At 43.1% G+C, this 22,860-nt stretch carries 21 protein-coding genes and 2 pseudogenes; 9 read left to right on the forward strand and 14 right to left on the reverse strand.

Annotated features, from left to right (window positions below):
• Window positions 1–78 precede the first annotated feature (78 nt).
• The 4 genes and pseudogenes from LRC_RS09950 (at window position 79) to LRC_RS09970 (ending at window position 4,821) form a co-directional block, all read left to right on the forward strand.
• Window positions 79–1,995 (forward strand): M13 family metallopeptidase, encoded by a 1,917-nt coding sequence (locus tag LRC_RS09950; protein WP_014074290.1) that lies wholly within the window; start codon window positions 79–81, stop codon window positions 1,993–1,995.
• 314 nt (window positions 1,996–2,309) lie between these two features.
• Window positions 2,310–2,894, forward strand: a complete 585-nt coding sequence (locus tag LRC_RS09960) for a GNAT family N-acetyltransferase (RefSeq protein WP_014074291.1) — start codon at window positions 2,310–2,312, stop codon at window positions 2,892–2,894.
• A 361-nt stretch (window positions 2,895–3,255) separates the two neighbouring features.
• A pseudogene (locus tag LRC_RS09965) lies at window positions 3,256–3,970 on the forward strand (helix-turn-helix domain-containing protein).
• Between the two features lie 29 nt (window positions 3,971–3,999).
• Window positions 4,000–4,821, forward strand: a complete 822-nt coding sequence (locus LRC_RS09970; RefSeq protein WP_014074292.1) for an IS3 family transposase — start codon at window positions 4,000–4,002, stop codon at window positions 4,819–4,821.
• A gap of 108 nt (window positions 4,822–4,929) precedes the next feature.
• Here the strand turns inward: LRC_RS09970 and LRC_RS09975 are convergent, their stop codons facing one another.
• From LRC_RS09975 to LRC_RS09985, 4 genes are all read right to left on the reverse strand, one after another.
• Window positions 4,930–6,243 carry an MFS transporter gene (locus LRC_RS09975; RefSeq protein ID WP_014074293.1) on the reverse strand — a complete coding sequence of 438 codons (1,314 nt, stop codon included), beginning with the start codon at window positions 6,241–6,243 and terminating at the stop codon, window positions 4,930–4,932.
• A 512-nt stretch (window positions 6,244–6,755) separates the two neighbouring features.
• Entirely contained in the window at window positions 6,756–7,961 is a 1,206-nt protein-coding gene (locus tag LRC_RS09980) for an MFS transporter (RefSeq protein WP_014074294.1), read from the reverse strand.
• A 447-nt stretch (window positions 7,962–8,408) separates the two neighbouring features.
• The gene (locus tag LRC_RS12125) at window positions 8,409–8,645 is read right to left on the reverse strand and encodes a hypothetical protein (RefSeq protein ID WP_258414335.1); all 237 of its coding nucleotides are present in this window, start codon (window positions 8,643–8,645) and stop codon (window positions 8,409–8,411) included.
• Complete coding sequence (locus LRC_RS09985) at window positions 8,617–9,552, reverse strand: sodium:solute symporter family transporter (protein WP_258414337.1); 936 nt, start codon at window positions 9,550–9,552, stop codon at window positions 8,617–8,619. Before LRC_RS09985 ends, LRC_RS12125 begins: the two co-directional genes overlap by 29 nt.
• Before the next feature lie 537 nt (window positions 9,553–10,089).
• Between LRC_RS09985 and LRC_RS09990 the strand changes: the two genes are divergently transcribed.
• The 3 genes from LRC_RS09990 (at window position 10,090) to LRC_RS10000 (ending at window position 13,446) form a co-directional block, all read left to right on the forward strand.
• Window positions 10,090–10,539 carry a hypothetical protein gene (locus LRC_RS09990; RefSeq protein ID WP_014074295.1) on the forward strand — a complete coding sequence of 150 codons (450 nt, stop codon included), beginning with the start codon at window positions 10,090–10,092 and terminating at the stop codon, window positions 10,537–10,539.
• 1 nt (window position 10,540) lies between these two features.
• On the forward strand, window positions 10,541–11,413 hold the full coding sequence (locus LRC_RS09995; protein WP_014074296.1) for a hypothetical protein: 873 nt from the start codon (window positions 10,541–10,543) through the stop codon (window positions 11,411–11,413).
• A 227-nt stretch (window positions 11,414–11,640) separates the two neighbouring features.
• Window positions 11,641–13,446, forward strand: coding sequence for a DUF2207 domain-containing protein (locus tag LRC_RS10000; RefSeq protein WP_014074297.1), 1,806 nt, complete (start codon window positions 11,641–11,643; stop codon window positions 13,444–13,446).
• Window positions 13,447–13,591: 145 nt separating this feature from the next.
• On the opposite strand, the gene LRC_RS11620 is transcribed toward LRC_RS10000, so the two are convergent.
• The 3 genes from LRC_RS11620 to LRC_RS10010 form a co-directional block, all read right to left on the reverse strand.
• A complete protein-coding gene (locus tag LRC_RS11620) occupies window positions 13,592–13,744 on the reverse strand; it encodes a hypothetical protein (RefSeq protein WP_167317017.1) in 153 nt (50 codons plus the stop codon).
• A 138-nt stretch (window positions 13,745–13,882) separates the two neighbouring features.
• A complete protein-coding gene (locus LRC_RS10005; protein WP_235806938.1) occupies window positions 13,883–14,257 on the reverse strand; it encodes an isochorismatase family protein in 375 nt (124 codons plus the stop codon).
• A gap of 52 nt (window positions 14,258–14,309) precedes the next feature.
• Window positions 14,310–14,819, reverse strand: a complete 510-nt coding sequence (locus LRC_RS10010; RefSeq protein WP_014074298.1) for a helix-turn-helix domain-containing protein — start codon at window positions 14,817–14,819, stop codon at window positions 14,310–14,312.
• 260 nt (window positions 14,820–15,079) lie between these two features.
• Between LRC_RS10010 and LRC_RS11625 the strand changes: the two genes are divergently transcribed.
• The gene (locus tag LRC_RS11625; protein ID WP_167317004.1) at window positions 15,080–15,229 is read left to right on the forward strand and encodes a hypothetical protein; all 150 of its coding nucleotides are present in this window, start codon (window positions 15,080–15,082) and stop codon (window positions 15,227–15,229) included.
• A 42-nt stretch (window positions 15,230–15,271) separates the two neighbouring features.
• Here the strand turns inward: LRC_RS11625 and LRC_RS10015 are convergent, their stop codons facing one another.
• The 5 genes and pseudogenes from LRC_RS10015 to tnpA all read right to left on the reverse strand — a co-directional run bounded on the left by LRC_RS10015 (window position 15,272) and on the right by tnpA (window position 19,031).
• The gene (locus LRC_RS10015; protein WP_014074299.1) at window positions 15,272–15,466 is read right to left on the reverse strand and encodes a hypothetical protein; all 195 of its coding nucleotides are present in this window, start codon (window positions 15,464–15,466) and stop codon (window positions 15,272–15,274) included.
• Complete coding sequence (locus LRC_RS10020) at window positions 15,463–15,687, reverse strand: adhesin (protein WP_241531307.1); 225 nt, start codon at window positions 15,685–15,687, stop codon at window positions 15,463–15,465. Before LRC_RS10020 ends, LRC_RS10015 begins: the two co-directional genes overlap by 4 nt.
• A gap of 1 nt (window position 15,688) precedes the next feature.
• A pseudogene (locus tag LRC_RS10025) lies at window positions 15,689–17,040 on the reverse strand (MATE family efflux transporter).
• A 399-nt stretch (window positions 17,041–17,439) separates the two neighbouring features.
• Window positions 17,440–18,633, reverse strand: a complete 1,194-nt coding sequence (locus tag LRC_RS10030) for an RNA-guided endonuclease TnpB family protein (RefSeq protein ID WP_014074301.1) — start codon at window positions 18,631–18,633, stop codon at window positions 17,440–17,442.
• A complete protein-coding gene (tnpA, locus tag LRC_RS10035) occupies window positions 18,633–19,031 on the reverse strand; it encodes an IS200/IS605 family transposase (RefSeq protein WP_041820208.1) in 399 nt (132 codons plus the stop codon). Before tnpA ends, LRC_RS10030 begins: the two co-directional genes overlap by 1 nt.
• Before the next feature lie 183 nt (window positions 19,032–19,214).
• Between tnpA and LRC_RS10040 the strand changes: the two genes are divergently transcribed.
• On the forward strand, window positions 19,215–19,883 hold the full coding sequence (locus LRC_RS10040; RefSeq protein WP_014074303.1) for a DUF554 domain-containing protein: 669 nt from the start codon (window positions 19,215–19,217) through the stop codon (window positions 19,881–19,883).
• 257 nt (window positions 19,884–20,140) lie between these two features.
• Here LRC_RS10040 and LRC_RS10045 read toward each other — a convergent pair whose 3' ends face one another.
• Window positions 20,141–20,416, reverse strand: coding sequence for a transposase family protein (locus tag LRC_RS10045; RefSeq protein ID WP_041820209.1), 276 nt, complete (start codon window positions 20,414–20,416; stop codon window positions 20,141–20,143).
• A gap of 526 nt (window positions 20,417–20,942) precedes the next feature.
• Window positions 20,943–22,853, reverse strand: a complete 1,911-nt coding sequence (mnmG, locus tag LRC_RS10050) for a tRNA uridine-5-carboxymethylaminomethyl(34) synthesis enzyme MnmG (RefSeq protein ID WP_014074304.1) — start codon at window positions 22,851–22,853, stop codon at window positions 20,943–20,945.
• Window positions 22,854–22,860: the final 7 nt, after the last annotated feature.

Consider the following 22,860-nt stretch of genomic DNA (forward strand, 5'->3'; position numbering starts at 1 on the left):
CAGAATTATGTACTTTAAACCAAAATTGTGCTTAAATTAAAACTGTATTTGATTAAATCTATCTAGGGGGTTTCTTATATGGGTGAAAAAAACAAGGTCAATGAAAGTCTCTTAAAAGACGATCTCTATCAAGCCGTCAACGGCGAATGGCTGAAAACAGCCGTTATCCCAGCCGATCGTCCAACAGCTGGAGGCTTTTCCGAACTGGATCTCAACATTGAAAAAATTTTAATGAATGACTTGGGCGAAATGCTTGAAGGAAAAAACGTTCCCGATGACAAGAATTTAAAAGAATTCCTCAAGTACTACAAGCTGGCATCAGACTTTGAAACTCGCAATGCCGAAGGATTTGAACCGGCAAAAAAATACCTCGATGCGGTTTTGGCCATCAAAGATTTACAAGACTGGCAAGACAAGTGGCTTGATTTTGCGCTGATCGACGCGGCAAATCCGTTCAGCTTCTTCGTTGACCCGGATATGAAGAATACGCAGGAATATGCTTTGTACGCAGACGTGACGCCATTGTTTTTGCCGGACAAGACATACTATGAAGAAGGCAACGAACAAGGTGCAGCCTTGCTTTCGGTCTTATCAGACATGCTTGAAAAGCTTTTTGAAAAAGCCGGATACGATGCTGAATTTGCCAAGAAAACAATCAGCGAAGCCATCGAGTACGATCGCTTGATCGCACCGTTCCAAAAAGACAGCACAGAACGTGCCGATTACGTCAAAGTTTACAATCCGTATTCGTTTGAAGACTTCTCCAAGCTTTCGACTACAATCGACTTTGGCGCCGTCGCAAAGAAAATCGTCAAGACGACGCCCGACAAGATCGTCGTTACAGAACCAAAATTCTATGAAGCAGCAGACAGGATCGTCAACGACGACACGTTTGAACAATTGAGAAGCTGGATCTTCGTACATACGCTGATGGATTCGACAGGTTTCTTGAGCGATGACGTTCGCGTCCTCGGCGGCACGTTCTCACGCGCGCTTTCCGGTGCAAAGGAAGCAATGAAACCTGAAAAAGCCGCATATCATCTTGCAACGGCACGCTACGACCAAGTCGTCGGTCTTTACTACGCACACAAATATTTCGGACCTGATGCCAAGGCAGACGTTCAGCATATGGTTGAAAAAATGGTTGCCGTTTATAAAAAACGTCTTGAAACAAACGACTGGCTCAGCAAGGAAACAGCCAAAAAAGCCGTGGCCAAACTCGATGCGCTCGGCATCAACGTCGGCTATCCGGATGAGCTTGATCCGCTCTACGAAAAGTATCTCGTTGACGAAACAAAGAATCTGCTCGACAATGCCATTGAATTCAGGCGCATTCAAATTGCGGACAACTTTGATCGTTACGGAAAGCCGGTCGATCGGACGCGTTGGGAAATGCCGGCTCATCAAGTAAACGCATACTATAATCCGTCGTTTAACATCATCGTCTTCCCTGCAGCCATCCTTCAGGCTCCGTTCTACAGTCTGAAACAGACCGCAAGCGAAAACTACGGCGGCATCGGTGCCGTAATCGCACATGAAATTTCGCACGCCTTTGACAACAACGGTTCTCAATTTGACGAATTCGGAAATCTTTCCAACTGGTGGACAGATGAAGATCTGAAACATTTTGAAGGCCTGGCACAAGAAATGATCGAAGAATTTGACGGTCTGGAAACGGAAGCAGGCAAATGCAACGGCAAGCTCGTCGTTTCCGAAAACATCGCTGATGCCGGCGGATTGAGTTGTGCACTCGAAGCAGCCAAGGGCGAAGAAAATCCTGATATCAAAGGATTCTTCCTCAACTGGGCTCGCATCTGGTGCATGAAGTCGTCGCTTGAGTGCCAAAAATTGCTTCTTGCAATCGACGTGCATGCTCCGAATGTTTTGCGCGCAAACGTTCAGCCTAAGAATCTTCAAGAATTCTATGATGTCTTTGACGTTCATGAAGGAGACGGCATGTGGCTTGAACCGGAAAAACGCATTCATATTTGGTAAAATATTTGCTGACAAGCAGACAAGAAGAGGCTGAAGAAAATGCCTCAATTTGAAAAACCGGATGATTTGCAATCATTTGGTTTTTTTATATGCATGACAATCGCTTTCCATGATGGAAACAAGTCTGTTTTCATTTCCATGTATCAAAGCTCCAAAAGGGACGTTGTACGTAATCGTGGACAGGCATTTACGGGCATATCTCAAGAATCGGCTTTTTGTCCGTAATCACGTCTTGGCATGCTGATTGAGCAGAATCTGCATTTTACAAAAAAACGGAATTCTGATATGGTTAAGGTAAATCTAGGAGAAAACAAATGACAGTAAAACTGATTGAAACAAAAAAAGATTCCAAAGACTGGAAGAAAATCAAAGCATTGTACCTGAGGGCTTTTCCAGCTGTCGAGCGCTTGCCTTTCTGGCTCTTGAAGAAAAAAACGCAGCGCAGGATCGCCGAATTTTGCAGCTTATATGATGACGACGAGTGGGTCGGCTTCATTTATACGCTGAAAAATGACTCCCTGGCGTACGTCTTCTTCCTTGCCATCGATGATACCAAACGCTCGCACGGATACGGCAGCAAACTGATCAGTCTTTTGACCGAGCGCTACGCCGGACTTGTCATCGGACTCAGTGCTGAACGCCCCGACGATCAGGCTGAAAACAACGAGCAGAGAATCAGGAGACAGAAGTTCTATCAACGCAACGATTTTCTTCATTCGGGATACTACAGCGTTGAAAAAGGCGGCGAAAAATTCGACTTTCTCACATATCAGGGACAAAAAATCGATCCAGACGAGTATCCGAAAATCATGCATGAGTGTCTCGGTTTGTTCCAGCGTTTTATCCTGCCAGTCAAAATGATTGCGGACGGAAACAAGTCAAATGGCCAGCATTCGTGATATTGCCAAAATTGCCGGCGTTTCTCCGGCACGCGCAAAATGCCGTTTTGCATCACTTGCAACAGTCGGCTGAATCTTCGAGGATCGGTCGGAAACCCGAGAAAATGGCCAAAATTTGATATTTGAAAAAAAACTGCACCTAAAACCAAGAGCCCGGATGAAAACATGATTCTGATTGAAAAGTCCAAGTTCGCGCGCACGACTTTCAAAGCAGCGCGCCAAGCTGTTTTGTTTTATTCTCATAATTGAAGGTGATTGTCATGCATATGCAAAAACCCGGATTATTTGCAATTGGTTATAATGTCCTTTAAGTATACAGGTAAAAAAGAAAATTTGCTGTATGCTTGGAGGGCATTTTCATATGGGAAAAAAATCGAAATATTCTGCTGCTTTTAAGCTGATGATCATTCATGAAGCAGAAACATTGGGAATCACCAGAACATCAAGGCTGTATTCCATATCAGACCATACCATCAGAACCTGGAAGCTCATCTATAAGTATCAGGGTATTCAGGGCCTGGAACCCACACATTCAAATAATACATATTCCAGAGAATCCAAGGCATCACTGGTTGAAGAATATCAGAAGTCAGATGAGAAGCTTGAAGAGTTCGCCATCAGCCACGGGCTGAGAGGCCGTACCCAGCTGAGTCAATGGATTATGGGGTATCAATGAATCTATCTTAGAGGATCACAGATCCGGAAAGCGAGATTCAGGAATGAAGGGCAGAAAGACAACTTTTGACGAACGGCTGGAAATCATTGAACAGCTGATAAGACACGATGTTGACTACAACTGGGCGGCTGAACATTACAATGTCAGCTATAATCAGGTCTACGGATGGTATCGGAAGTACACCGGAAGCGGCAACAATCCGGAATCGCTGCGTGACCGCAGGGGAAAGGCCAAACCGGAATCAGAACTCACTGAAATGGACCGGTTGAAGAGGGAAAACAAACTTCTCGAGGCCAGACTTCATCAGCATGAAATGGAGATAGCCGTCGCAAAAAAATTAGTCGAAATAAGCAACAGGGAGGCGAAAAAGGAATTAGGCAGAAGACCATCAGGGAACTGAACGAGGAATACGGCTGGTCAATCAGTGAACTGTGCAGAACAGTCGGTATAACCAGAGATGCATACTATAAGTGGCTCAAGCGTGGAACAAGTAATAAGCAACAGGAACAGTCAGACCTTCTTTCAGCAATTATGGATCTGGAGAAGGAACACAAGGGTACTCTGGGATATCTGGGAATGACCACGCAGCTTGCCTCGGAAAACAGGCTGTACTTCAAGGCCGGCATCAAGCGCGTCACCAACTGTATGAGAAGCAACGGAATCACATCCAACGTGAGAAGAAAGAAACGCAACCGTATCAAGAGACACGAAGAATACATCAATGACAACCTGTTGAAGGGACAGTTCGACAGGAAAGGAAAAAATGAAGTCTGGGTTACTGACACTACTGAAATCAAGTACGGCAACTCCGGTCACAAGGCAAGAGTGCATGTTGTTCTGGACTTATACGGCCGTTATGCATTAAGTTACAACATTTCGGAAACAGAGACATCGTCGGCTGTAATCGACACCTTTAAGCGGGCGTTTGAATATGAGCCGGACGCCCATCCGATGGTTCATACGGACCGCGGAGCAGCATACTGTTCAATGGATTTCAATAATTATCTGACAGAGAATAAATGTGTTCACAGTATGTCTCATCCCGGGCATCCATGGGAGAATTCACCTATGGAACGCTGGTGGAACGATTTCAAGCACATCTGGATGGATCATCATCCGCGGCCTGCCAACCTTGAAGAGCTTGAAACATTAGTTCAGGGAGCAATAGACTATTTCAACAGGAAACGTGCCTATGCGTCAAAAAACGGCCTGACCGCAGAACAGTTCCGCAATCAAGCCGTATCTTGTTAGTTAAAATTTTATATTTGAACTGTATACTTGACAGGACATAGTACAATTGATTGCAAGTAATCCGGGTTTTTAATTTGAGAAAGAGTTTTTTCAAAAACTTTTTAACTTCTATTTCGTATAATCGACGTCCTTCGTTTCCGGCGTCAATGCCCATGCAACAACGGAAACGAGCGCCAACACAAACATGTACAGGCCGGCAGAATGCAAACCGTATTGCGCGATCAGCCATGTCGTGATCGTCGGAGCAACGGCGGCACCGACAACGGCTGCCAGGTTGTACGTGATTCCTGCACCGGAATAGCGCACCTTTGTCGGGAACAGTTCAGGCAGGACCGCGCCGACCGGTCCGTACAAAGTTCCCATGATTACAAAGCCGACGCCGAGGAACAACAGCATGCCGACCATATTGTGCTTGCCTTCAAGGAAAAACGGAAAGACCAAAGAAAAGACTACGAGCAAAACGGAGGCCGTCATCAAAACTTTCTTTCTGCCGATCTTGTCGGCAAGAACCGACGTTGCCATGATCAAAACGGCAAATTCAACGATTGCGCCCATCAATAACAATAAAAATTCAGAATGGCTGAAGCCGAGCGCCATTGTTGCATATGACAAAGACCATGTCGTCAGAGTGAAGAACATTGCGTATGTCGCACCCATCAAGAACGTTCCTTTGATGATTTCCTTCCAGTTGGACTTGAAGACTTCTCGAAGCGGTGAACGCGTCGTGTTATCGCGTTCTTGTGCCAGCTTGAACAATGGCGTTTCCTGCAGGCGACGACGAACGTAAAGACCGATGAAGACGAGCACGGCTGATGCCCAGAACGGAATGCGCCAGCCAAAGCTCTGCATTTGAGCCGGAGTCAAAACGTTTTCCAAAACGAAGAACAAACCGTTGCAAATGAAGAATCCGATCGGTGCGCCGACTTCAGGAAAGGCTCCGTACAAAGCCCGCTTGTCTTCCGGAGCGTTTTCGGTTGCGACCAAAACAGCACCTGACCATTCGCCGCCAAGACCGATGCCTTGAACGAAGCGGCAAAGGCAAAGCAGCAGCGCGCCCCAAACGCCGATGCTGCCATACCCCGGAATGAATCCGATGGAAACTGTGGCAACCCCCATTACCAGCAGCGAAACGACCAACGTTTTCTTTCTTCCCAATCTATCGCCGAAGTGTCCGAATAAAAACGACCCGAACGGACGCGCGACAAAAGCGACGCCAAACGTCAAAAGACTCAGCAAGGTTGCCAATAACGGCGTTGTCTGCGGAAAGAAAACGGACGGAAAATATGCCGCTGAAGCAGTCCCGTATGCATAAAAATCAAAAAATTCAATTGCCGTGCCCATCATCGAAGCCAAGATTACCGTCTTGACCGGATCGCGTTCCAATTTTTCCTTTGGCAGTGATAAGTTTGTCGTATTTTCCATAATTCAATCTCCTCATGTTTTAACCTATGTGTCAATCACTTCAATTTCCGGTTTAATGCCGCTAATGTCGCTTTCCATAAAACCACCCCCTTAAACTCAAAAAAGCGACCGACCGTTCAATCGAACAGCCAGCCGCTTTCGTAAGAAAACATTTGCCATGCCGTCCGCATCTGCTGCTTAGGCGATGCGGACAATATCAAAACCATCCGCATCACCTAAATAATAATGCGAATAATGATAATATCTGCTGCGTTGTGGAACTGCATGACGTTTTTCATGTCTTCTTACCTCGTTTCGTATTTGATATTTCTAACTTTACCACTGTTTAAATTAAAAATCAATAATAAAATTTATTTTTCCGTAATTTTACAATGATTCTGAGTGTTTTCTCTCACATATATAATAATATCTGATCATTTATACATTAAATGTAGCGCAACGTTAAATATTGTATTCCTCAATTAGTATTCTTTATACCATTTCATTAGGAGACATGATATTAATTTTCATAATTACACATCCAATTCCGTTGAAATCTTATTCGCAATTATTAAAGATATTCCCAAAGAAATATATATAATGAAAACAGTTATAGAATATTTCTGAATACCACAAAAAGAAATAAACGTTGGAACTCCAAGCAAACCGATTGGCTGGCTCAAATTTATCAAAGCGTATAAACAATTAGATATTGCGCCAAAATCATCTTCAGGAATTTTATTTTGAAAAACGGTTTTCAAAGAAATATTGTATAAAGGAATTGACGCACCCAAGATTATTAGTCCAAACGCAGAAATCATCAACGATCTGGTGCTACCCATTAATAAAATAGCAAGAGGAACCTGCAGCAATGACAGCGAAATAAATTGATGTATCCTTATTCTGAATGACAAAAATCTATAGCCTATAGACGAAATCAAAAATCCGAATGAAAACAAAGAATCTAAAATACCTACAATCCCTCTATTATCAGCATTAATTGTCGCTATTTGAGTAAGATAGACATCTAACGGTGCTAAAATTATATTAAAGATAACAGCGCCTATCAAAGGCGAGATTAAATATTTATTTTCTCTTATAAAGAGATACGCCTTGTCAAACCCGGAGACCAACACATTTCTATTCTCTTTATTTTTACTTGAAAATTTGTCATTGTCAGGAACTTCCAAAAATAAAATAAGACTAGTGACGATAACATACGATAAAATATCAATCTCAAAAACTCCCTTAAAATTGATCAACCCCAATAATACGGTCACCAAAACCCCTGAAAAAAGATTAGCACTTGTCATAGCTGTTGAAATATCTGCGTTAATCTTCATATATTCTCTTTTATCAAAGATTATCATTGTAATTTTGCTAATAATTGGAGTATAAAAATCACATAATACGCTATATAAAATGGCCAACAACACCAACAAAGGAAAGCTTCGAAGATTGATGCAAAAAATAAAGAGTATTGCCAAAACAGATAATAATGAAAGTACAAGCGTTTCTACCAACAATCTTTTTAAATTTCGACAATTATCTACTAATGATCCAATCGGACTTGCAAAAACAATCCCTGGAACAAATAAAAAGAATGAGTATAATCCTATGTAAATGGGATTGCTGAACCACGTTGAAATCAAAATAACAAGAGATATTCTTGTCATCGCCGTGCCAAAATTGTTGATGAATTGTGAAGAACTGATAATTTTAGTATTTTTATCATTCATGTTCGATCACCATCTTTCGAAAAGACATAATCAAATTTATTGCCTGTATATTCATTCACTTTAATCACCCATGCCTTATCAAATACCTATTAAACTCAAAAAAGCGACCGACCGTTCAATCGAACAGCCAGCCGCTTTCGTAAGAAAACATTTGCCATGCTGTCCGCATCTGCTGCTTAGGCGATGCGGACAATATCAAAACTATCCGCATCACCTAAATAATAATGCGAATAATGATAATATCTGCTGCGTTGTGGAACTGCATGACGTTTTTCATGTCTTCTTACCTCGTTTCGTATTTGATGTCTCTAACTTTATCACCGCTTAAATTAAAAATCAATAATAAAGCTTAAAATAAAATGAAATCATCAACTTGGCTGCTGAATCGCAAACTGTATTTCCATATGAAACGAAAGCTGCAGAAAAGCCCTGCATTTAAAATGAACCTCAGCCTTTGCGAATCTTGCGGACCCCGACCGTCAGCAACGGGATGATAATCAAGAAGATAGCAAGATAACCCATGTAGCCGTAACCGTACTTGATGATGTTCGTCAATCCTCCCAAAGAGATGACCACCGACAAAATGATGATGAATGCCGACAAAACGCAGCGTTTTTCAAACAGCGTCGGCACCTTGTCGACAACCTTGCTGTTTTCAAAACGATCGACGAAGGCAAACGTCAAAGTGATGGCAGAAGAGACCAGACATAAGAGCAGGATCACGCCGTAAACGACCAAAAGCCAGTTGACCTTCATAGTCTGCAAAACCGTAAGCGTTGGCAGAGTCGATCCGTTCGGCGTCTTCGTGAACGTATTTTCCCAGCAAAGAAGCATGAAAACCCGCCATTCCCAAACCGAAAGTATTCATGAAAAACGACGCAAACATTGATTTGCCTTCAGCGTTATTGTTCTTGCCTTTAAAAATTGCCCCGCAGGCCAGCATCGTCGGAATCTGCACGCATTGGAAGCCGGCATAAACAAAAGCATTCCAGATTGCCTTTGGAAGTTCCGAAAAGCCTTCATTTTGGAAACGCACCGAGAAAAGATGACCGACGTTTCCGGCCTTCAAGATCCCGTAGCCGTATGCAACGAAAATGCAGAGCATGATTGCGGTTCCCATATAAGTACTGATTAATTGAACGGCTCGTTCGCCAAAAATCGTCGCAAAGAAGACCAGCAGACCGACCAAAACGATGCAGACATAGTAATTCCAACCAAAGTACTGCCCCAACGCGCTGGCTGCACCGGCAATCGCAACCGATACGGCCATGATAACCATGACGTAAAAGAAAAGTTCAAAAACAAGCTCCAATTTGTCAAACGGATGATACAGCTTCTCAAATAATTCCTTGTATGAATGCAGATCATATTTGTTGTATAACCTCATGGCAATCGCGATGATTCCGGTCAAGATGGCCATCGACAAAGCAAGCGACAACAGACCGGCCCAACCCGAACAGACAAAATACGTGTTCTCCTGATTGCCCGTCGCAAAGCCTCCGCCCGCATGGGATGCAAACAAAACCATCGCAACGGACAGAATCGATGCCGTTGAAGCCTTGGCCGCCGTGTGATTACCCTTTTTTTCCATAAAAATTCCTCCTCAATGTCTGATACCCTCATCAAATGCTCAAAAGCCATTTTTTCTTTATAAAACAGAAAAGCGGCCGACCGTTCAATCGAACAGCCAGCCGCTTTCGTAAGAAAACATTTGCCATGCCGTCCGCATCCATTGTTCAGGCGATGCGGACAATCACAAATATCCGCATCACCTAAATAATAATGACGCGAATAATGACGACGTTTAATTCTTTGTGAAGTCGCATGGCATTTTTCATTTTTTCTTACCTCGTTTCGTATTTGATGTCTTTTACTTTACCATGATCGTAATTAAAAATCAATAATAAAATTAGAAAAATCTTAAATTAAAATTCGCTTGCGCTTCTTGCGAGTCCAAAAAGCTTGATTTAACGGCTTTTATTTCTTGATTGATTTTCATCAAAAGGACATTTCCATGATTATAATAATAGGATAACCATTATATGCTTAAGTTTTTATCCAAATCGAAACATTTTCTTCATTTTTCCAGTATATATTGAACGTAACTGAAGATTGGAGGTATCGCATCGTGAAAAAAACAACTTCTCGATTGGTTTTGGCATTGTCATTCATATCATTCTTATTTTATCTGACTCCTGACGACTCAGCAGAAGCCAGCAGCGCTCCTCCGGTTTCCGACGTAACGATTCTCGGGCCGGGAACCTGGGACAGGGACGGTGTGGGAGAAGGCGACTCGTCACTTTGGCCGGGTTATCTCTACATGGCAGTTCAGGTCATGGGATACGGGCAGCCGACGGCATATCTTGACGGCAGAATAGTCAGAAGAGCCGTAAGTCAGCCTTATTTCTTCAATGGAAACATCGTCACCGGATTCAGGGACTTCTTTCACTTAAGCAACAAATCCGGTCTGACTCCGGGAAAGCATGTCTTTAAAGTGACATATACTTCGGATAACTTTCCATTCAATGAAACCAGCGCATCATATACATTTGACTATCCCTTGAAAGGAGGAAAATAACATGTCAGTCTCATCAGTAAACCCGACCTCTTCAAGCAGATATGTTACCTTCAACAAGACGCCGTCTGCATCAAAATTCCAGGTTCAGGAAACAAAAAGTGACAATCGACAGCCGGTGCTGCTTGACGAAGGCGTCTTCGGAACGGCCTTTGTCGGAGAACCACCCGTTCCGATAAAAATGGACAAATACGGAATTGATCTGTGGTATTCGGGAGGCTCGAAGAATGCCGGTAACGGCAGATACTATATCCAGCAGGGCGTTGCCAACTATACTGCTGACTCGACCGATGAAGATCCAACGGTGGCCATTTACGGAATCAACGATTACGGTGAAAAGTACAGCGAAATCGTCCATCTGAATGACATTGACCCGACAAACGCTACATACGGTGAGTTCAATGCTCTGTATCAGCATATTGCCGAAACGAGCAGTCCGCACATTTCGCCAAACGGAACATTCTTTGCCATTGATACTCTGGAGTCAATGCACTTTCAGTATGACAAGAAATACAACTTCCTTGCACAGCTTGACTTGATGTCAAAAAAATATCAGGGAATTCACGATTACAGGGATGTCTCTCAGATACAGGACATGAAGACGGCCTTGATCAACAACTTCAATGAAAAGAATTCGCAGGGCATAAAGGCCGGTGACAATCCGGCAGAGCCGATTTTCTATGCCAGCGACATAGAAAACTCCCAGAGTGGTGTAAGCCTTGAAACTGCAGGTGAATACAGCAAGATGATTCAGAAGATTGAGGAAAAAATTGACAAGGAGCAAAATGATGCCCTGCAGCGGATATTTGACAAGCTGCATGCACAGAGGGTGTACGGTGGAAATGACCGCAATGAACGGCTGATTCAGAAGAAGTAAAATGTCACGGCAGACGAGGTCTCCAAATAAAAAGAGGCTGGAAAAAAATCTGACTCAAACAAAAGCTCGGATGCTTTGCAACCAATTGCAAATTTCATCCGGGCTTTTTTATACAACGTTAAAATTCCCAAACGGCCTATTTTACTGCATTTTTCAAAAAATTCACACTGCACGCCCAAAATGATAACAAAGATATGGCAAAATACGACTAAGAAGGAGCGATTCTCATGAAACGAAAGAAACTAACCTGGCTTTTTTGCCTGTTTTTTGCAGCCTTTTTCTTCCTCGTGCCGGCCGTTGCTCATGCTTCAGCCAAAGATGACATTGGCAAATACGACGTCACCGTCAACATCTTGAAAAACGGCGATGCAAAAGTTACGCATGAAATTACATACAACCTCTCTAAAAAAGCCCATCAACTGACGCTTCCTCAAAGCATCAGCGGAATCGACGACGTTTATGCGGTCAGCGTTTCCGTCGTCTCCGGATCAAAAAAAATTCGGCTAAAGCAGGGAACTTCTCATAAGAAGAACACGTTTGAAACAAAGCAGACCAATAAAAACAGCGAAATCACCACCTACGGAAACTACGGTACCGATCCGCTAAAATTCACGTACGTATACAAGCTACGCGGTTTCGTCACGAATTACAAAGATTGTGCCGAAGTCAACTGGCGCGTGATCAGCAACAATTTGACAGTTCCGCAGCGAAACGTCGGCATTCACTTTGTTTTGCCACAAAAAAACGTCAGATTTTTGCGCATTTGGAATCACGGAAATCTTGACACGGCCAAAACAAACGTCAGCTTCAGCAAGGGCAAAGTCGATGTTTCGCTCAAACAAAACCCCGCACACCAAAGTTTAAGATGTCACCTGCTGTTTCCCGAAACAGTTACGTCAAAAAATAAAAAAATCGTCAAACAGCACTCAAAAGAACAAATTGAAGCAATTGAAGATAAAAAACTTGAAAGGTCGGTCCAACAACGCGAAAAGAAACAGAGTACCTATCGTCTGATTCGCTTTGTCTGGCTCGGAACGGTCATCTTCAGCATCTTCTTGTGGTTCATTTACTTGATCAAGCACCCGATCAAGCAAAAAATTGCCATGCCTGATCTTGAGTACTCGTATGATCTCCCTAAGTATCCTGCGGAATTTGCCGAAGTCATCCTGACAAACGACAAACCGACGCCACGCGCATTTGCTGCATACTTGCTTGAGCTTGCCTTCGAAAAGAAGGTGACGATCGAAACCGTCCCGAACTCTAAAAACGATTTCTACGTTAAGCTGGTCGATAAAAGCATCCTGCACGGAAATGAGCTGCTGAAAATGCTGTTCGGGCGCGTTGGCAAAAAAGGCCGATTCACGCTGAAAGATCTTGAATCTTTTTCTCAAAACGACAAGCAGCGTCTGCGGTTGTCCTCTGCATTTGACAAATGGGCGGAAAACATCCTCAAGCGTGCGAAAAATACAGGGTATTACGACCAACAAGGCGAAAAACGCACTCGCGTCGCAATCATCTGGTGCATCGCCAACATTCCGTTTGCGGTCGCTTGCATCTGTATGTTCCTGGATAAGCTTTCGATCGCAATTTTGCTGGTGATTCTGATCATCTTCTGCGGCTTTTTGCTTTCCAGGCTTTATCGCAACCGCGAAACCTACACCGCAAGCGGAATTGCCACGCGCTATCGCCTCCTGTGCCTGAAAAAGACGTTCGAAGACATTCGCCGCATGAATCTTGAGCCGGTCAAAGACAAAATTCTTCATGAGCAGCTCGTTCCGTATTCAATCGTTTTCGGATCTTCAAGAAATACGATCAAGGCGCTCAAAACCAACTTCCCTGCCAAAAGATTGCAAATCGTCTTTGAATCCTACTACTTCCCGGTCTTCATCTTCTCAGACGGCGATTATGCGGCTTCTCTTTCAGAGGGGCTGATGAACGCAATTGCGCCAAAGAAGATTGACAAGCTGAACACGAACGACGATCTGTCGATCAGGTTTAAGAAGAATCTGTTGGAAAAGCTTAAGAGGAAATAATAAAAAAAGAGGCTTCGGAAAAAAGTCCCGTTTCCCTCTTGAATTAAACGAAATGCCGAACGAAGGATGTCGCAAGTCGACTGACTTTGTCCGGCATTTCTTCAATTTTGGATACGTGAAACGAGCATTGACAAACACCTTTACCCTAAAGGGGCGAGAATGCCCCCACTTCTCTAAGTGGGGGATGAATCGCCTCTTTTGAAGCACTCAGCGCTTCTTTTTTCTTGATTCGTTTTAAATCAGATATTATAATTAGTGCATAAATTGTAACATGAAAAAAGAGAATAGCTTTCGCCATTCTCTTTTCTACAAACTGGAATTTATCTAATTCATCAATTCAAGAGTTTTTTCAAATGAAATACATTCTGCGTATCTTCCATTCCACATGAACTGATTATAATATCTATAAGATTTTTCCGCTGTCATATACGCATTATCAATGCGTACTGTTTGTATTTGCTGGAACAATCATTTTAAATCTATACTCAAAACCACATTTCACTGTTGCATCTATGCAGTAATCTGTTTGTAGCCCTACAATAATGATTGTATCTTCATCTTTTTCATGTAGGTAATCCAACAACCCCGTATCTTTGAAAGCACTGTTTATATTTTTATCAAAAACACGCTCATTTGACATTGGTTGAAATTCTTCGTATATTTCATAGCCTAATGCGCCTTTAGTTAATTTCTGTCCAACACCATCATCATGTCTAACATAAATAACTTCTATATTATTATTGCGCGCCTCTTTGATTAGTGTTTTAATACGATATACAAAAGTCTCAAATTCATATAAGTCATTATTCATAATTAAATTTTGAGTATCAACAATATCATTCTATTACCTCCCAAATTAGAATTTATCTTTTCTTATATGTCACCACAACTCCAACCACCGAAGTCAAAAAAACAATCGGTGCGAGTCTTACAAACAAGAATTCAAACCCATGCAGTATTGTTCCTGCCACTGCCAACTCAGGATCATTGTAATTCCAATTCAAATAAAAACTATTCATAGATGCAAGTGCGATAAATATTACCACTATAACCGCACACAATGAAATAAGAATCCATCGAATCGTTTTTACCTTTGTTATACTTCTTTTTGCAAGCTGCAAATTAATAACTTCTAATTTTTCAGAAAGAATCTTTAAATCATCGGTAGTAGGTTCTACTACAGGTTCTCCAAGTAATTCACTTACAGTAGTATCCAGTTCATTCGCCAAAATAATCAGCATACTGGAATCTGGAACTGACAAACCATTCTCCCATTTTGATACTGTCTGTCTTACTACGTTCAGTTTAATTGCCAGTTCTTCTTGCGACAGCCCTTTTGACTTTCTAATTCTTTTGATATTTTCATTTAGCATAATCTCTGCCTCCTTGTTTTTGATAGCTCAATTCTATATTCAATAGAGCCGTTGCCACAAGCAATACATATTAACATCCGCTTATTCACGGGCTTTTCACAGACAAATCTCGATTTGTTAAATTCGTATCCGCATTATAGCATAAAAATAAAGACACTATATATCACTTTCGTAACATACAATGTCGTTACTTTTATTTTCTTCGATACACCAAACAAAACATATTCCTGCATACGATAATATCATATACAGAGTTCGACTTGTTCAGCTTTAGTGGAAACAACGTTCAGGACGGAATGTTGCAAAAGGCCGGCTACATCAGCATCCACGATATGGAAGTCCAAAAAGACGAACACGGTGCAATGGTTAAAACCGGAAACCAGCCTGCAGCAAAATTGAATTCCCATTAATCAAAAAGGCCTCGCCCAACTGAAATCGGACGAGGCCTTAATTCACATTCTTTTGAAAAAATAAATCGAACCAAACAGCAATGCGCACATGATGATGAAAAGCTTGCCGAATCTTACGGGACCGATGCCGATGTGGCCTCGATGCGTCAGTCTGAAAATCAGCAGGATTCCGATTGCGAGTGCGGCACAGAACAAAAGAATTCCAAGCAATAGATTTTTAAAATCAATTTTTCTCATATTTTTTCCTTTCCTCTGAAGTGCGGAAGCAAAATCACCTCTGATGCAATCATCAGAATCGTCAAAATCAAAAAGATCCAAAAAGTTCTTAATCTGGTCGATTCATCAACCGAACCGCTGCTTTCTTGCGCAATCGCCATCAACGTCGAACCAAGCGCCGTTCCGCCTCCGTCAAAATTTCGGGCGAAATAATCGAACACAACGGTTTTGCGGTCTCTCAAATCAATCTTCCTTTCTCAAAGTTTGATCGCTCTTCCTGGCTGCGGCATACATGAAGATTCCGACTACGGCAGTCAAAAAGTCAGCAACGGGCTGTGCGCAAATGATTCCGTCATAACCAAAGCATGCGGCCGTAATCAAGATTACGACGGTAAAAATCACGCCCTGTCTGCTGATGGACAGCACAAACGAAGGAACAGCCTTGCCCATGGCAATGAAGCACGTGGTCAGGACAAGCACGATGCCGCAGAACGGCGTCGTCAAAGTAAACCAGCGCAGCATCCCCGTTCCATATGCGACAACGGCTGAATCATCCATGAAAGATCCGATCAGATGCGGTGCAAAAATGATGATAAAAACGGCGGCAAGCGCTGAAAAGCCGACTTCGACCAACAGATCGAAGCGAATGATCTTTTGAAGGCGTTTGTTGTCTTTGGCACCATACGAATACCCGATCAGAGGCTGCGCGCCAAAAGCAAAACCGACCATGATCATCATAATGATCATATTGACCTTGATCGCAATCCCCATTGCCGCTACGGCCTTTGAACCGTAATCAATCAAGTAGCGATTGATGATTGTCATGTTGTAGCTTTGCATCAGATTCGTCAGCGATGCCGGAATCCCGATCAAAAAGACGCTTGTCGCAAGCTGACGTTTGATTTTGACGTGCCTGACGGATACCGTCAGCTTCGTCGATTTTTTTTAAATATAATAAATCAGCAAAGCGTCGCTTAAGACGTAGCCCATCACCGTTGCAAGCGCTGCACCGCCAGCCCCCCCATTTTGAACGTAAAAATAAACAAGGGATCCAACGCAATATTGACGATGCTTCCGGCAACGCTTGCAATCATCGACTGCAGCGCCAGTCCTTCCGTTCGGATTATGTTGCTTGGCGTAAGCGACAAAATTATCAGCGGTGCGCCCCATGCGATGAAGAAATAGTACTGCGAGGCATATTTTACGGTCGAATCCGTTGCTCCGAGCATTTTCAAAATCGGAGTCTGAAACAAAAACATCAATCCGGTCACAATCAGACCGCTGATGACTGCCGCATAAAAGCAAAATCCGCTGACGTTTTTGGCAGTCGCATCATCTTTTTGACCAAAAAGGCGCGAAATAATCGAGCTTCCGCCAAGGCCGAAGATGTCGCCCAAAGCGAGCATCAGCGTAAAAAGCGGCGTGCATTGCGACACGCCCGCAACCAGGTCGGCATTTTGCGTCCCGGAAACAAAAAACGTATCGACCATATTGTAGATCAAAGTCACCAGCATGCTGAAGACAACCGGCAACGAAATAATAAAGTAGGCTTTCCAGACAGGTGCCTTTTCAAACAGTTCCTGCTTGTTTTCCATTGACAATTTCTCATCCCTTCTATGTTCAACATAGCTATTATAAGAAGTTTTTCAGCGTTTCTCTAGCACTAAGCGCAACTTCTTCAAAAAATATGCTCAAACAAATACTTTTTCAAAGCAGAACACGAAGCTTGTAAAGGAAAATTCAGAGCAGCCGGCACCTTCGCTTGTTTTTTTGTCAAATCAGTCGCTGAAAACACGCATCTCAATCCAAACTCTGCATTTAAAATCCTTATAGAATCTCGTTTTTTGAACTACCCCAACTTAACCTGAAACTTCGTTTTTTACCGGTTTGAAGTTGGGGATTCTGGGAACACGGCAAACTTGCCAGTCTAGTTCTTCACTAAGTTGGTAGAGGTCACCGCTATTTACCAAGGTACGTTCCATACCTGTTTATTATTAAGCCAGAGTTTCTAATCCTTTAGCCAAGATATTTTTAACTGCGTTTACATCTCTATCGAGATGCGCATGACAATTAGGACAGTCCCATTCACGAGCAGCTAGCCATTCTGACTGGGAAAGGCTGTCAAACTCGTGATTTTTTTGTTTGCATTCATGACAAATACGACTGGTATTTTTAGGGTCTATGATAATTAATTTTTTGCCATACCATGCACATTTATATTTAAGCTGACTGATTAAAGTTCCCCAGGAAGCATTGGCAATTGAGGCAGACAGATGATGATTTTTTATCATGTTCTTTACACTTAAATTTTCAACTACAATAGTGTCATAATCTTTAACCAATCTAGTTGTCAACTTGTGCAGATTGTCTCTTCTTCGTTCAGCAATATGTCTCTTAAGTTTGGCTACAGTTCTCACAGCCTGCTGATAGCGCGGAAATTGCTTTAAGTCCGTTCTGGGGAACAAGACTTTATCATGCTCATCAAAAGCCATCGCTTTTTTAGCATTTTCATAGCGTCTGGATTTTTTACGTTCCCAAATTCTTAATTGTTTATTCAGCCTGTCATCAACATTGAGAATGTCTTCTTTTTGACCGTCAGAAGTGACAGTGAGACTTTTTAACCCTAAATCAATCCCAACAGACTTCTTCGTCTTTTTGAAAGTTTGGTTTTCACTTTCAACTAAGATACTAGCCTGATATTGTTTTCTTGAATTAACACGAACTGTGACAGCTCTAATCTTGCCGTTTAATATTCTGCCGGCTTTAAAGTACACTAAGCCTAGTTTAGGCAGTTTAATGTGATGTTCATCCACAATTCGAATATTATTATTGACAAATTTAGAAGTATAGCTTTGGTTAGTGTTTTTCTTTGATTTAAACCTTGGAAAACCATTTTGAAGGCTATGATTGAAAAATCTTTGAAAAGCGTCGTCCAAATCTCGATTTACTCTTTGAAGAGACGTAGACTCTGCCTGTTTTAACCAAGGATATTCTATTTTTAAAGCTTTCAGCATGACATCCATTGAATATCTGCCTTGGAATTTAGCCTTTTTATTGTTTTTATAGCGTTCAATGTGCATATTAAGCATTTGATTCCACACAAAACGAGCACAACCAAAATTAACATGAATTTGATTGCGTTGCGTTTTATTAGGATATAATCTCAATTTGAACGCTTTTAAAACCATTATTTTTGACCTTGCCTTTCAATATATTGTTTAATTACGTCAATTGAAACTCCGCCAGTGGAAATCAAACAGTAGCTTTTAGTCCAAAAAGCTTCCTTCCACAAATATTGACGTATTTCAGGATAGTTCTTTTTAACCAGTCTTGAACTAACTGATTTATATGCATTAATGAATTTAGCAGGGGCGATTTGGGGAGTACATCTAAAAAGCACATGAACATGGTCTTTATCATGATTCCACTCTACTAATTCAACACCATAAGTGATGCCTATCAGTTCAAACGTAGCCCTTAAGTATCCCGATATTTCATCAGATATTACTTTTCTGCGGTACTTTATTACCATCACAAGATGATAATTAATTGAATATACCGAATGTTGATTTTTGTCCAATTCCATCGTGGTTATCACCTTTTACAATTTATGCACTAATTATAATATCCGATTTAAAATGAATCAGGAAAAAAGAAGCACTGAGTGCTTCAAAAGAGGCGATTCATCCCCCACTTAGAGAAGTGGGGGCATTCTCGCCCCTTTAGGGTAAAATGCTATAATTGACTAAACGAAAGGAAGGCGCATCTTATGATCGGAACAATCTTCAACACTGCCATGATTTTTTGCGGAAGCCTGCTTGGAACCCTGTTTAAAAAGGGCATGGCATCAAAATATCATGACATTTTGATGCAAGGGTTAGGGCTTGCGGTCGTCGCTTTGGGCTTAAATACGACGATTCAGCACATGCCAAACAGCAGGTACCCCGTGCTTTTCATTTTGAGTCTGGCGATTGGCGGCGTTGTCGGGACTTTTTTGGACCTTGAAGGCAGATTCTCAAGCCTTGTTGAAAAACACTCGAACGGACAAGCGGCCCAAGGAATTTCAACCGGAATTCTGCTTTTTTGCATCGGAACTTTGTCAATCCTGGGACCGGTCAATGCCTCATTGAATCACGATTATACGTATTTGTTTACGAACGGGATGCTTGACGGCGTCACTTCGACCGTTCTTGCTTCAGGATACGGCATCTGCATTGCTGCTTGCGCGCCCGTGCTTTTTTGCTGGCAAGGTTCTATTTATCTTTTGGCCAAACTTTGTGCCACAGCCATCAGCACGACGCTATTGACCGAACTTTCGATCGTCGGCGGCATCTTAATCCTTGCGTCCGGCATCAATATTTTGGGACTCAAAAAAATCAGCATTATGAATCTGTTGCCTTCATTGCTGATTCCGCCGATCGGATTGATGTTCCTTTAAAATGTTTCACGTGAAACAATGAAAGCTTTTAAAAGCGAACCAAAAGAAGTTGAAAAAAGTTCCTTTTCTGGACGTTTTGATCCATGGAAGGCAATTGTCATGCATACTTAAAAACCGGATGACTTGCAGTTGATTGCAAGTCATCCGGTTTTTTAATTTGAGACATATTCTGCTGAGATCTTTCATGATTCCATCATGTTTTTTCGCTTTGCACGACTCCGCAAGGACTGAGACGCTTGTTGACTTGCTAAAATGTGTCAAAAAGCAGTTCTTCCTTTGCAGAGATAGCGCTGTTTGTACAGCTTCATTTCAAAGCGTTCCTGGTGAAGCTCCGTAAGGCGCGTGTGCAGTATCTTAGATCCGTTCCTGACGATCTTTTCAGATTCGCAGTAGGGGCATCTGTTCACATTGTAGGTCAGCCGTGCCTCGATGACGTTGCGTTTCTCACCGTTGACGGATTCTGCGCTGAATCTGGTAATCTTGATGTTGGAGTCAGTGATGCCAAGGAGTTCAAGAGTGTTGTCCATGATCATTTCAAGGCCTTCTTTCGTAAATGAGCAGGTTGATTATTGGGAGTCAGCCTCTCTGAATCCACACCCTCCAGCCGTAGTTTCCGGCGGGTAAGCATTGTGATGTCAACCGCAACCAGGCAAAGTCGTGGAGCGCGAGGCAGAGACAAGGTGTTGAACCGAGCGCTTAGCCCGCGAGCACCAGGCCTGCTCGAACGCCAGCAGGCGAGCCTGCCAAGTGAGAGTACCTGGGCGGAACGGGCTGCGGGGTGAAACCCAGTTAGGTCGCAGCGCGTTCGAGCTTTGCGAATCAACGGTGGATGTCACGCAACGTTAGACGGAAACGAAGGTGGGAATGATAGATTCAGCTGCATTTGTATAGTTTCATTTTATAGCATTGTGAAGATATTTTGTGAATACAAAAAATGGTGTTGAAAAATCATCATCAACACCATTTAGTATAGACCCGGAAAAATGCCCGTTCAAAAATTCCGAAATCACCAAAAAACCGCAAGTCTAATCGACCTGCAGTTTTCCAAATATCGGCTTATCAGTCAACCTTGGCAATCTTTCCCTGTTCGATATACACTGCAAGAATTGCCAGATCGGCCGGATTGACGCCGCTGATTCGGCTTGCCTGAGCCAGCGTTTCCGGCTGAATCTTCGTCAGCTTCTGCATGGCTTCCGTGGCAAGGCCTTCAATTGCGCTGTAATCAATGCGCTCAGGAATCTTCTTTGCTTCCATGCGCTTGAGTTTTTCGATCTGTTCGTATTCTTTTTTGATGTAGCCTGAATACTTGTACTGAATCTCAATCTGCTCGATCACGTGGCGATCCAAAGTCTTTTCAGGTGCCGGTATGAAATGCAGCAAATCAGCATACGTGACGTATGGCCGGCGCAGGAAGTCGCTTGCCAAAACGCCGTCCTTTAAGGCGCGATCACCATGTTTTTCAAGGTATTCGTCAACTTCTTTGCACGGTTTGATGCGAATCGACTCGAGCCTTGCTTCTTCTTCTTTGATGGCTTTCTTTTTTTCAAGGAATTTTTCGTAGCGTTCGTCTGAAATCAGACCGATTTCGTGTCCGAGTTCGGTCAAACGAAGATCGGCATTGTCATGACGCAAAATCAGCCGGTATTCGGCACGACTCGTCAAGAGACGATACGGTTCATTCGTGCCCTTGGTTACAAGATCATCGACCATTACGCCGATATAGGCATCGCTTCTCTTCAAAACGATTTCTTCTTTTCCGAGCGCATGACGACCTGCATTGATGCCGGCCAGGATGCCTTGACCGGCTGCTTCTTCATAGCCTGAAGTTCCGTTCGTCTGACCGGCTGTATAAAGTCCGCGCACGAGCTTTGTTTCAAGCGTCGGTCGCAATTGATAAGGTTCCACCACGTCATATTCGATTGCATATCCGGGACGCATCATTTCAGCATGTTCCAAACCTTCAATCGAATGCACCATCTTGAGCTGAATCTCTTCAGGCATGGAAGTCGACAGCCCCTGAACGTAATATTCATCCGTGTTGCGGCCTTCAGGTTCAACAAACAGCTGATGGCGCTTCTTGTCTGCAAAACGCACGATTTTCGTTTCAATTGACGGACAGTAGCGCGGACCGACGCCCTCGATGGCTCCGGTATACATCGGCGCACGGTCAAGATTGTCCTGAATCAGCTTATGGGTCTTTTCGTTCGTATAGGTCAACCAGCATGAAAGCTGATTCTTGACATCGAGATAGTCTTCATCCTTGCTTTCGTAACTGAAAAGATGCGGCGTCGAATCACCGGGCTGTTCTTCCGTCTTGGCATAATCAATCGTATTCCCGTCAACTCGCGGCGGCGTTCCGGTCTTGAAACGCTTGAGCTTGAAGCCGAGACGTTCCAAGTTTTCTGAAAGCTTGATTGCCGGTTGCGTATTGTTGGGACCGGACGAATACATCAATTCGCCAATGATGATCTTGCCGCGTGCAGCCGTTCCGGTCGTCAAAACGACCGCTTTTGCTCCGTAGCAGGCCCCTGTATTTGTCACGACGCCCTTGATCTTTCCTTCTTCAACAATCAGGTCGTCAACGATGCCTTGGCGCAGCGTCAAATTAGGCTCTTTTTCAAGCGTGTGCTTCATTTCAATCGAATACTGGCGCTTGTCGGCCTGAGCTCGTAACGCTCTGACGGCCGGTCCTTTGCCCGTGTTCAGCATTCTCATTTGAATGTACGTTTTGTCAGTGTTGCGCCCCATTTCGCCGCCCAAAGCATCGACTTCACGAACAACAATACCTTTGGCAGGACCGCCAACGGCCGGGTTGCATGGCATGAATGCCACCATTTCAAGATTGATCGTGATCAAGAGAGTCTTGTTGCCCATCCGACTGGCAGCAAGAGCCGCCTCACATCCCGCATGACCCGCACCAACAACGATGACGTCATAATCGTCGGCTTGATACTTGTTTCCGAATTGCATTTTTTAA

The sequence above is a fragment of the Ligilactobacillus ruminis ATCC 27782 genome (assembly GCF_000224985.1).
In the GTDB taxonomy this organism is placed as follows: domain Bacteria; phylum Bacillota; class Bacilli; order Lactobacillales; family Lactobacillaceae; genus Ligilactobacillus; species Ligilactobacillus ruminis.

Excerpts from the sequence above, each read along its gene's own strand:
- LRC_RS10000 (WP_014074297.1), top strand. The coding sequence starts at position 11,641 with ATGAAACGAAAGAAACTAACCTGGCTTTTTTGCCTGTTTTTTGCAGCC.
- LRC_RS10010 (WP_014074298.1), bottom strand. The coding sequence starts at position 14,819 with ATGCTAAATGAAAATATCAAAAGAATTAGAAAGTCAAAAGGGCTGTCG.
- LRC_RS10040 (WP_014074303.1), top strand. The coding sequence starts at position 19,215 with ATGATCGGAACAATCTTCAACACTGCCATGATTTTTTGCGGAAGCCTG.
- LRC_RS09980 (WP_014074294.1), bottom strand. The coding sequence starts at position 7,961 with ATGAATGATAAAAATACTAAAATTATCAGTTCTTCACAATTCATCAAC.
- tnpA (WP_041820208.1), bottom strand. The coding sequence starts at position 19,031 with ATGGAATTGGACAAAAATCAACATTCGGTATATTCAATTAATTATCAT.
- LRC_RS10015 (WP_014074299.1), bottom strand. The coding sequence starts at position 15,466 with ATGAGAAAAATTGATTTTAAAAATCTATTGCTTGGAATTCTTTTGTTC.
- LRC_RS10005 (WP_235806938.1), bottom strand. The coding sequence starts at position 14,257 with ATGAATAATGACTTATATGAATTTGAGACTTTTGTATATCGTATTAAA.
- LRC_RS09995 (WP_014074296.1), top strand. The coding sequence starts at position 10,541 with ATGTCAGTCTCATCAGTAAACCCGACCTCTTCAAGCAGATATGTTACC.
- LRC_RS11620 (WP_167317017.1), bottom strand. The coding sequence starts at position 13,744 with ATGGCGAAAGCTATTCTCTTTTTTCATGTTACAATTTATGCACTAATT.
- LRC_RS09950 (WP_014074290.1), top strand. The coding sequence starts at position 79 with ATGGGTGAAAAAAACAAGGTCAATGAAAGTCTCTTAAAAGACGATCTC.
- mnmG (WP_014074304.1), bottom strand. The coding sequence starts at position 22,853 with ATGCAATTCGGAAACAAGTATCAAGCCGACGATTATGACGTCATCGTT.
- LRC_RS10030 (WP_014074301.1), bottom strand. The coding sequence starts at position 18,633 with ATGGTTTTAAAAGCGTTCAAATTGAGATTATATCCTAATAAAACGCAA.
- LRC_RS10045 (WP_041820209.1), bottom strand. The coding sequence starts at position 20,416 with ATGATCATGGACAACACTCTTGAACTCCTTGGCATCACTGACTCCAAC.
- LRC_RS09985 (WP_258414337.1), bottom strand. The coding sequence starts at position 9,552 with ATGGAAAAAAAGGGTAATCACACGGCGGCCAAGGCTTCAACGGCATCG.
- LRC_RS09960 (WP_014074291.1), top strand. The coding sequence starts at position 2,310 with ATGACAGTAAAACTGATTGAAACAAAAAAAGATTCCAAAGACTGGAAG.
- LRC_RS09975 (WP_014074293.1), bottom strand. The coding sequence starts at position 6,243 with ATGGAAAATACGACAAACTTATCACTGCCAAAGGAAAAATTGGAACGC.